Genomic DNA, 10,072 nt, shown 5'->3' with positions numbered 1-10,072 from the left:
CTCTAGCCCTCATGATTACATCAAGTCTGGCTGACATGAGAACATCCTCAAAGCCAGACACAGACTGCTTTTTAAATTTTCGGACAGGTCTATTGTAATTGTTCTATTAAGTTTAGTAATATCTCTACTGTATGACGCATTGATTCGTCTGCAATCCCTTTTGGCTCGATGGTTTGCAGTAAATCTGATATTGATTTGTCACTCTCAATAATTTTTTGCGTCATGTCTCCTATTTTATCACACTGTGTGTACCTCGTTGCACTTATTTTCCTCTTTTGCCCCTACTTATTGAGCCGATACCTTATTGGCATCTTATAATTAATGTTGGGTTTGGTCTTCGTTCTACCCAACCTAGGAAAAATCAAAAAAATCATAGTCCTGAAATGAACCCACTACGAGGAGGAATAGTCAACAAAATATTGTCACCCTGCCATGTAATTTCCCCTGTACCAAATAAAATTTGATTAGGTTGAGATTTTAAACTATGACAATCTATATTCACTGTCATAGATTCAGTCCCGACATTGACAGCAATAATTAATTCTTCATTTTCTAAAATTCTGGCAAATACATAAACTGTTTCTTTTGCATAGAGAACTTGATAATTACCAATGCGTAAAGCTGGGTAATTTTGACGTAAAGAAATTAATTGTTTGTGCGTATTTAAAACTTCTTGATTCCACTCAGATTTTAAGGGAAAAACGCGCCGACAGTCTGGGTCAATTCCTCCAGGTAAACCCACTTCATCACCATAGTAAATACTAGGCGCACCGGGAAAGGTGAATAATAAGAGATTACATAATTCTACACTTGCTTGATCACCATCGGCAATACTCATTAATCTGGCGGTATCATGGCTACTGAGGACGTTTAATTGTGTGAGTTGAATTTCCCAAGGATAGAGTTCTAAAAGGTTGTGAATTTTGGCTGCATAACCAACCGCATCTAGGGGAGGGTAGGGATAATAACTCTGAGATTCTACTAAATCTAATACCACGCGATCGCCCACAGCAAACGCCATAACTGCCTCATTAAATAAATAATTCAGGACTCCATCAAACTGTGTACCATCTAGCCATGGACTAGCATCTGTCCAAACTTCCCCGACAATATAAGCATCAGGATTAATACCTTTAACTCGCTGGCGAAATTCCTGCCAAAAACCTGGAGTTTTAATTTCATAGGGTACATCCAAGCGCCAACCATCAATGCCAAATTCTAACCAATATTCGGCAATTTTCATGATATACTCTTGCACATCTGGATGATCATGATTGAAGGTTGGTAAAGAGCGAATTCCTGCCCAAGAATCATAATTAGCAGGTAATTGACCATCATAGGGTGCAAGTGGCCAACCTTGAATTTTAAACCAATTTACCCAAGGAGAATTAGAACCATTTTCTAACACATCATGAAAAAAGAAAAAGCCTCGACTAGAATGATTAAAGACACCATCAAGAACTATTTTCATATTACGGGCGTGGGCGGCATCTAGCAATTCTCGCAAAGCTTGATTTCCCCCTAACATTGGATCAACTTGATAATAATCATGGGTATGATAACGATGATTACCAGCAGATTGAAAAATGGGTGTAAAGTAAATTGCATTCACCCCTAAACTTTGGATATAATCTAATTCTTCCAGCACCCCCCATAAATCACCACCTTTATAACCTTGGAGAGTAGGTGGTGCATCCCAGGCTTCTAAATTGCTATTATTTAAGAAACTGTCACGGGAACGTTGACTTCTGGCAAATCTATCGGGAAAGATTTGATAGAAAACCGCGTGTTTAACCCAATCTGGCGTTTGAATTTCCATAAATTTATATATTTAGAAAGATGAATCCTGAACATGGAGCAAAATATCAATTACCAACAGAACTTACCCAAAATATCTCTCAAACTCTCTTTCCTTCGTGTCCTTTGTGTCCTACCCTGCGGGAACACCTTCGGTGAACGTGGTTTATTCCTTCATGATTTGTGCGTAAGTTCTAAGCAAACTTCCCCTCTTTCCTAGTTACGAAAGGATAAATAATTGGTAGACTTGTTTACTTAACCTCTTTTCCAGTTAACCAGTGACTCATGGTATACGTCAAGCGCGTTGAACTTACCAATTTTAAATCCTTCGGTGGGACTACTGCTGTCCCTCTCCTACCGGGGTGTACTGTCATATCTGGTCCTAATGGTTCTGGTAAATCAAATATTCTTGATGCGTTGCTGTTTTGTTTGGGACTAGCTAGTTCTAAGGGAATGCGTGCCGAACGTTTACCAGACTTGGTAAATAATGCCCAAAAACATAAGGGACGTGCGGCACTAGAAGCTAGTGTAACAGTAACTTTTGATATTTCTGATATTGCTGATTTTAATACAGAAGTAGAGGCGGCAGAAGAAACACCAGAAACGGAAGAAAATCCAAAATCCAAAATCCAAAATCCAAAATCATCCGAGTGGAGTGTGACTCGACGGTTACGGGTGACTCAGCAAGGAACTTATACATCCAATTACTATATTAATGGTGTGGCCTGTACTCTGTCTGAGTTACATGAGGATTTGGAGGGGTTACGGATTTATCCTGAAGGCTATAATGTGGTGTTACAAGGTGATGTTACCAGCATCATTTCTATGAATGCGCGGGAACGTCGAGAAATTATTGATGAGTTGGCCGGGGTGGCGACCTATGATCGGAAAATATTCCAAGCTAAGTCTACTTTAGATGATGTGAAGGATAAAGAAGATAGTTGTCGGATTATTCAAACTGAGTTAAGTGTACAATGCGATCGCCTATCTCAAGATAAGGCTAAGGCAGAAAAGTATCAATTATTGCGAATTGAATTTATTCAAAAACAATCCTGGGAAGCGGTGTTATCTTGGCGTTCTCTCCAAGCACAGCAGGAAAAGCTGGTTGCACAAGTTCAAGAGGGCGATCGCAATTCCAGTGATTTTACTACTCAGTTAAATACAACTAATTCCCAAATTAATCAAAAAACTACTGAATTAGAGCAGCTAAATCTGCGGGTGAAAGCTTTGGGTGAGGAGGAACTTCTTGCTGTTCAGTCTAATCTCGCTACCCAAGAAGCGGAACGGAAACAACTCCAGCGACAACAACGGGAGTTAGAAACATCTATTCAAGAATCTACAAAGCGATTAAATCAAACTTATCAAGAAATTCAGCAATATCAACTTGCTTTAGAGGAAGCTAAAAAACAACAAAATGTAGAAATGTTGAATGTCACATCTCTACAAACAGAAAGAGATAAAGCTCAACAAAATTTAGATGCCTCTCGTCAAGCTGCTGCGGAAATTGCCATCGCTTCCGAAGTTTGGGTACAACAACAAACAGCTTTAAATCGGCAAATTGAATCTTTATTGCATATTCTCGAACCCCAACGCACCGAACAAGCACAATTACAGGAACGGAATACTCAATTACAACAACTGATTTCTGAACAATTTCAGTTAATTGCCACTTTAGAACCAGAATTAGCCCAAAAACAAGCTGAATATGGGCGTTTAGAAACAGAATTTAATGCTTCTACCCAACCTATTCAAAATTTAGCCGAAAATCTCGCTGCGACGGAACAAGAGTTACAAATTCAACAAGATACTCAAAAACGACTTTTACAAGAACAACGGGACAAACAACGTCAATTAGATAAATTAGAAGCACAAACCCAGGCACAACAGGAGATACAAGGAACACAAGCTAGTAAAGTAATTTTACAGTCAGAAATGCCCGGTTTATGCGGTTTGGTAGTGCAATTAGGCAAGGTAGATCCTAAATATCAATTAGCTTTAGAAATGGCTGGTGGTGGGCGTTTAGGGCATATTGTTGTTGAAGATGATAGCGTCGCATCAGCCGGGATTGAACTCTTGAAACAAAAACGGGCAGGAAGAGCAACTTTTTTACCTTTAAATAAGATTAAAGTACCGAAATTTACCCAGGATGCAACTCTGCGTTTAGCTGATGGATTTGTCAGTTATGCGGTAGATTTGGTAGAGTGCGATCGCCGTTATCATGATGTATTTGCCTATGTTTTTGGTGCAACGGTAGTATTTGCCACCCTGGCACAAGCCCGGAAAAACATGGGACTATATCGTATAGTCACATTACAAGGGGAATTATTAGAAACAAGCGGCGCAATGACTGGAGGTAGTGGAAGTCAACGTTCATCTTTACGCTTTGATCATGGTGAAGTTGGAGAATCTCAAGAAGTTGCTAATTTAAAAACTCGTTTAATAGATATTGATCGTATTTTAGAACGTTGTGGAGAAGCAATTGCTACTTTAGGAACTCGCACTAAAACATTAACTTTAGAATTAACGGAAGCACGTCAAGGACGCAGAGAAAAACAATTATATTTAGAACAGTTACAAAAAGAGATTAAAAATTTAACCGCGCAACTAACAACCACCCGCACCCAACTTTCCCAAAATACCGAAAAATTAACCACTGCACAGTCCCGTTTAGAAATTTTAAATCGGGAATTACCAAAACAAGAAACTCAATTACAACAATTGAGACATACTTTAGCTGAGTTGGAATCTTCCCAAACCCCCAGCGAATGGCAACAAATCCAAGCTATCATTAAAACCCAAGAACAGGAATTACAACAACGAGAAACCGCGTTAAGAGATGTGCAACAACAATTAAAAAATCTCGAAAATCAACAACAACGATTACAAGAAAAAATAGAAGAATCCCAAATCAGAGTTATTCAATATCAACAAGAAGAAACCACAGGAAAACAGCAACAAACAACGGTTAATAGTCAAGTTGAAGAATTGAATCGTTTAATTACCGAAATTCAAGCTAAATTGGGTCAATTAGAAGAGAATTTAGGGGAAGAAAAGAAAAATCGAGATACAGCAGAAACCGAATTGCGATCGCTCCTATTGCGTCAACAACAATTACAATGGGAGATTGAGAAACTGCAAGAAACCCAAGAAAAACGCCGGGAAGATTTAACAGCATTACAAACCCAATTGCGAGATTTAGGTGCAGAATTACCCAATCCTTTACCAGAAGTTCCTGCGAAAGTTGATTTAGAAGACTTACAAAAAGAATTGCGGAGTATAGGTAAACGTTTACAGGCAATGGAACCTGTAAATATGTTAGCTTTAGAAGAATATGATAAAGTCCAAGGTCGTCTCCAAGAACTCACCGAAAAATTAGAGACTTTGGAAGGTGAAAGAACAGAATTATTATTAAGAATTGAAAACTTCACTACCCTCCGACAAAAAGCATTTAAAGAAGCTTTCGACGCAGTAAATGAGAATTTCCAATCAATTTTTGCTACCCTTTCCGATGGTGACGGTTATTTACAACTAGATAACTCCGAAGACCCCTTTAACAGTGGTTTAAACCTAGTCGCACATCCCAAAGGAAAACCCGTCCAACGTCTTGCTTCTATGTCAGGGGGAGAGAAATCTTTAACTGCATTAAGTTTTATTTTCTCTCTACAACGTTATCGTCCCTCTCCATTTTACGCCTTTGATGAAGTGGATATGTTTTTAGATGGTGCAAATGTGGAACGGTTAGCGAGAATGATTAAACAACAGGCAGAACAAGCACAGTTTATAGTTGTGAGCTTGCGCCGTCCAATGATAGAATCAGCACAGCGGACAATTGGGGTGACTCAAGCTAGAGGTGCTTATACTCAGGTTTTGGGGATTAAACTACAATAATCTGATCATTGAATTACTAGACAGTATCGCATAAGATAAATAATTGTGAAGCGATCGCTGTTTACTCTACATCAGAAATGCGATCGCTATTTACTTAAATTAGTTTATTCCTTTAAAGACTGAAGCAAACTTTCAGGACGTACAGATTTTATAAAAGGATAAATTTCGGGATATTTTGTAAAAATATAATGTTCATATTCATACCAGTGCATTTCTCCTTTTTCCAAATTACAATTTCGACAAATGACCCATAAATTTTGAAAATCTAATGATAACCAAGGATATTGTGATCTTGGTAACTTATGATCAATACTTCTTCCATTATCTTCTCTGTATTTATCGTCACAAATTGGACAATAATAATCGGAATTATCTCTTACCCATATTTTACTTTCCTCAGTTGTTCCACATTCTGAATCACCATTAATATATCTCCAGTTGTCAAATTTTCTGTAATTATCAAAATCTTGCTCAGTCAGTTTATGATATCTCTTTTTACCAATTTTATCTGCAAGTTTAAATAATTCCCCAATATCTTTATTTTCTAAGCTCATATTTATTATTCCTATAATTTTATAGTTCTATATGTTTTTTGATTGCGCTTTTTTGTAGGTTTAAATTTAGCATTTTGACTAAAATCAATAATTTCCATTTCTGTCTGGGGAAATTGTTTATCTATCTCCTCTGAAAGTTCATTAAGTTCTTTTGCTAGTTTTTGGTGAAAATCTTGTATTTCATCCTCCGTCAGATATTTATTACCAATACGATCCGCTTCTAAAAATAATTCTTCTAGGGTTAAATCTTCTACCTGATACTTTACTAAAAAATCTTGAATGGTGTTATGGAGATTAATCACATTATCCCAACCAAGATTTTTATAACCATTTTCTTTTAACCATTTTTGATCTGCTGGAGATAATTTAATTCTATTTTGTGAGTTATGTTTTTGCAGTTCGCGATAACTCATCCCTTGAAAATTTCTCTTATTTCTATAATTAAGCATAAAAAATAATTAACCCTGTATGGATTGTAATAACTTGATTAAACCTTTCCGAATCTCACTATCTTGTAATCTCAATAAACTATTCATCTTGATTGTTAATTGAAGTCTGATTTGATCTACTATATTTTTCAAATGTCTATTATCTTTCTGTAGCTGACTATTAGCTTCAGTTAACTCTTGATTATTATAACTTAATGTATCTACTTTAGTTTTGAGATTTTTATTTTCTTTCGTAATGCGTTTAATATCTTCCTCTAATTTTCTTGTTTCCTGTTCTAATTCTTGCTTCCGTAAAGCTGATTCTGATTTTAATATTTCTACGGTTTCAATAGATTCTTGTAACTCTCTGTATTCTTTTTGCAACAAGAATAATTCATTTTCTAATAATTTTAATTCTTCATTTTCTTTTTCTAATTGCAAATTCACATTAGTTAAATTTTGGTTATTCTGATTTAATAATTCTAATTGAGTTTTGAGATTTTTATTTTCTGTTGTAACTTGTTGAATATCCTCTTCTAGTTTTCTAGTTTCCTGTTGTAATTCTTGCTTCCGTAAAGATGATTCTGATTTTAGTAGTTCTATATTTTTAATAGATTCTTGCAGTTCTAAATATTCAGATTGTAAAGATGAAAGTTTTGTTTCAGCGTGATAACGTCTACTTCCAAGCGAAGCATTGTTTTTACGAAGATCAGCATTTTTTTCAGCAAATGATTCAATTAACTTAACTGTTATAGGTTCACTATCAAGAATGTCAATAATTTGTTCACACTCTTCTTTATTCAACGCAGCACTGATATTTTTATTAATTCCATATTTTTCCATTAGAATTGTTTGTAATTGACCTTTAGGTGCCATAAATTCCCTCAAAACTTCATCAATCAAAATATTTACTTTTCAGACATAGACAATTTATATTTTAAGTATATTTGTACTATAAAGCACTTTTTTAATATGAATGAGTTAGCACTTGCGCGATCGCCTTACGTTAGTCAGCGCCAACTTGTGAAGCGATTGCTTAACGCCTCAAATCGCCAATATAAGATCCAATTTGTTTAAGTCCTTGCAAAACTTGGATGCGTTCCGCTGTATTTTCAAGTAACCGATAAGTATGCGATCGCGTATATTGAGGGACATCTTCGTGGCGATCGCATTTCAAAAACAATACTTCCCTACCGTTTGTAATCATTCCATAGCAACTTGACTGCAAATTAGGAGCGCTCAACAAGTAGGTGAGTGCTTGAGGAATTCCTGCGGTAACGTCCAGCCTTGCAGGTTTTGATTCGATTACCAAAATCCAAAAACTATCTTGGATTACTAAAATATCAATTCTGCCTTGAACCACCATAGCATTAGCTTCGTCAGCAACTTCGATACTGGTACTTACTTCTGCTTTTACCAAAAAAGGAAATTGATAGAAACCAGCCAAATCTAGCAATGGCGATACTACGACAAGCTTAATAATTTCTTCAAGGGGCGGTTCTTATTCACTGAGATAGGTATAGTTGCGAGTGAGGCGATCTAATCCTTGTAGTTCCGCTTCGGTTAGTGTTGGTGAATTATTTAACCATTCATCAAAAAAGCGATCGCCAGAATTGAGTCTCAAGCCAAAGGTTTGACGGAGATTGCTAAGGGTAAGGCTACTAGCATTTGTAATCACAGTTAAATCCTTGTAGTAATTACATGAATTTTGGAAGTATAGGAATTTGATTTGGGCTCTAATACTTAATATACGATACATACGAGGAAAAGAGCGATTCAGCGTTCAAATCTGGTTTGGCTGATTTTGAAGATGCCGTGCAAATTTTTTGTTGTTAGAGGATGTGGTAGACCGTCCCAACCTGGGTCAGAAAAGACCGCTTCTTAGCAAGGCTCACCACAACAATTTCCATGACAGAACTCGAACTTTTAGATCGGCCAAACTAGGAATGATTAGCTAGAATGATTAAACAACAGGCGGAACAGGCACAGTTTATAGTTGTGAGTTTGCGCCATTTGATGATATAATCAGCACAGCGCACAATTGGCCTAACTCAGTCCAAAGGCGCGTATACTCAAGTTTTGGATATTAAGTTACAATCATCTAGTTAAGAAACAGGGAACAGGAAAGAAGTATATAACCGATAACTGACAAATTTCTGTTAAAAATAGACATATACATAAACCGAATTCGAGATTGCCTACGGCACGCTAAGAGAACAGGACGACCTATAGAATGACCTCAGAACAAGTAATTAGACGTTCCGATATATTAAACACTCAGGTAATTACCCGCGACAACGGCAAGCGGTTAGGTATCGTGAGTCAAGTCTGGGTTGATGTTGATCAAAGAGAAGTTGTAGCACTTAGTTTGCGAGACAGCCTGATCTCTATGTCTAGTCTGCCTCGTAATATGTATCTCAACACCATCAACCAAATAGGTGATGTCATCTTAGTGGATAACGAGGATGTCATCGAAGATGTGGAAGTAGAGATTCTCAGCAACCTCATGAACTGGGAAGTCATCACCGAAACAGGTGAAGTCTTAGGCAAGGTCAGAGGCTTTAAATTTAATGGCGAAACGGGGAAAATATACTCCATCGTCATTGCCTCCTTGGGTTTACCCCAAATTCCAGACCAGTTTTTGAGTACCTACGAACTATCCATAGATGAAGTTGTCAGCACCGGGCCAAGTCGGTTAATTGTATTTGAAGGTGCTGAAGAAAGAGTAAACCAGCTAACTGTAGGCGTTTTAGAACGGCTAGGTATTGGTAAAGCCCCTTGGGAAAGAGACGCAGAAGAAGAATTTGGTTACAGCGCACCCCGCACAGTTTCACCCAGCAATCAATTGCCTAGTGGTGTACCCCTCCAACCACCTCGGCCAAAAGTCCGTATTCCCGAACCCATAGCCCAAGAAGAGGAATGGACGGAAGACTATGTAGAAGAAGAAAGACCCCAGCGTCAAGTGATGAAAGCTCGTTCCTTAGAGTCAATTCAGTATGAAGAAGATGAAGAAGATAACTGGAGTGATGCAACGGTAAGGGATAGTTATCAGGAAGTTCCAAGATACGAAGCCAAACCGGCTAAAAAGACTTATGCAGACAAGTATGATGACTATGATGATGATCTAGATGGTGATGCTTGGGATGATGCACCAAAGCCCGTAAATATTCCCAAAAAGGTCAAGGAACGACAAGTGGAATACGAAGAAGAAGGATATTAAGTTCTGTGAACCCCCTCTATATTACAAATAGGAGGGGGTTATTTTTTATTCATCAACAAGTTATACATATCGGAAATTTGGCCTTTGTCATCATTAAATAATTGACATAAATATTTAGGGTTTGCTGAAAAAGTTGTCTGTGAGGAGAGGGAACACTTCGACAAGCTCAGTGCATCGCAGGGAAT

8 protein-coding genes are annotated in these 10,072 nt (G+C 37.4%); 2 read left to right on the top strand and 6 right to left on the bottom strand.

Annotated elements, in window-relative coordinates:
- Positions 1-370 precede the first annotated feature (370 nt).
- Entirely contained in the window at positions 371-1,819 is a 1,449-nt protein-coding gene (locus tag CUN59_RS10750; RefSeq protein WP_104387838.1) for a glycoside hydrolase family 13 protein, read from the bottom strand.
- Positions 1,820-2,082: 263 nt separating this feature from the next.
- Here CUN59_RS10750 and smc point away from each other — a divergent pair, with 263 nt between their 5' ends.
- Complete coding sequence (smc, locus tag CUN59_RS10745) at positions 2,083-5,685, top strand: chromosome segregation protein SMC (protein ID WP_104387837.1); 3,603 nt, start codon at positions 2,083-2,085, stop codon at positions 5,683-5,685.
- Positions 5,686-5,789: 104 nt separating this feature from the next.
- Here the strand turns inward: smc and CUN59_RS10740 are convergent, their stop codons facing one another.
- The 5 genes from CUN59_RS10740 to CUN59_RS21420 form a co-directional block, all read right to left on the bottom strand.
- Positions 5,790-6,239, bottom strand: coding sequence for an HNH endonuclease (locus CUN59_RS10740; protein WP_104387836.1), 450 nt, complete (start codon positions 6,237-6,239; stop codon positions 5,790-5,792).
- Between the two features lie 11 nt (positions 6,240-6,250).
- Positions 6,251-6,652, bottom strand: coding sequence for a PLC family EF-hand domain-containing protein (locus CUN59_RS21725; protein ID WP_228039583.1), 402 nt, complete (start codon positions 6,650-6,652; stop codon positions 6,251-6,253).
- Between the two features lie 45 nt (positions 6,653-6,697).
- The gene (locus tag CUN59_RS10730; RefSeq protein ID WP_104387835.1) at positions 6,698-7,543 is read right to left on the bottom strand and encodes a coiled-coil domain-containing protein; all 846 of its coding nucleotides are present in this window, start codon (positions 7,541-7,543) and stop codon (positions 6,698-6,700) included.
- 160 nt (positions 7,544-7,703) lie between these two features.
- The gene (locus CUN59_RS10725; RefSeq protein ID WP_104387834.1) at positions 7,704-8,123 is read right to left on the bottom strand and encodes a hypothetical protein; all 420 of its coding nucleotides are present in this window, start codon (positions 8,121-8,123) and stop codon (positions 7,704-7,706) included.
- A gap of 45 nt (positions 8,124-8,168) precedes the next feature.
- On the bottom strand, positions 8,169-8,345 hold the full coding sequence (locus CUN59_RS21420; RefSeq protein WP_165790184.1) for a hypothetical protein: 177 nt from the start codon (positions 8,343-8,345) through the stop codon (positions 8,169-8,171).
- 555 nt (positions 8,346-8,900) lie between these two features.
- Here CUN59_RS21420 and CUN59_RS10715 point away from each other — a divergent pair.
- On the top strand, positions 8,901-9,887 hold the full coding sequence (locus CUN59_RS10715; RefSeq protein ID WP_104387833.1) for a PRC-barrel domain-containing protein: 987 nt from the start codon (positions 8,901-8,903) through the stop codon (positions 9,885-9,887).
- Positions 9,888-10,072 lie beyond the last annotated feature (185 nt).

It is taken from the genome of Cuspidothrix issatschenkoi CHARLIE-1 (assembly GCF_002934005.1).
GTDB classification, from domain to species: Bacteria; Cyanobacteriota; Cyanobacteriia; order Cyanobacteriales; family Nostocaceae; genus Cuspidothrix; species Cuspidothrix issatschenkoi.
Note: the sequence above shows the minus strand (reverse complement) of the source record. Positions and strands in the feature narration are given on the sequence as shown.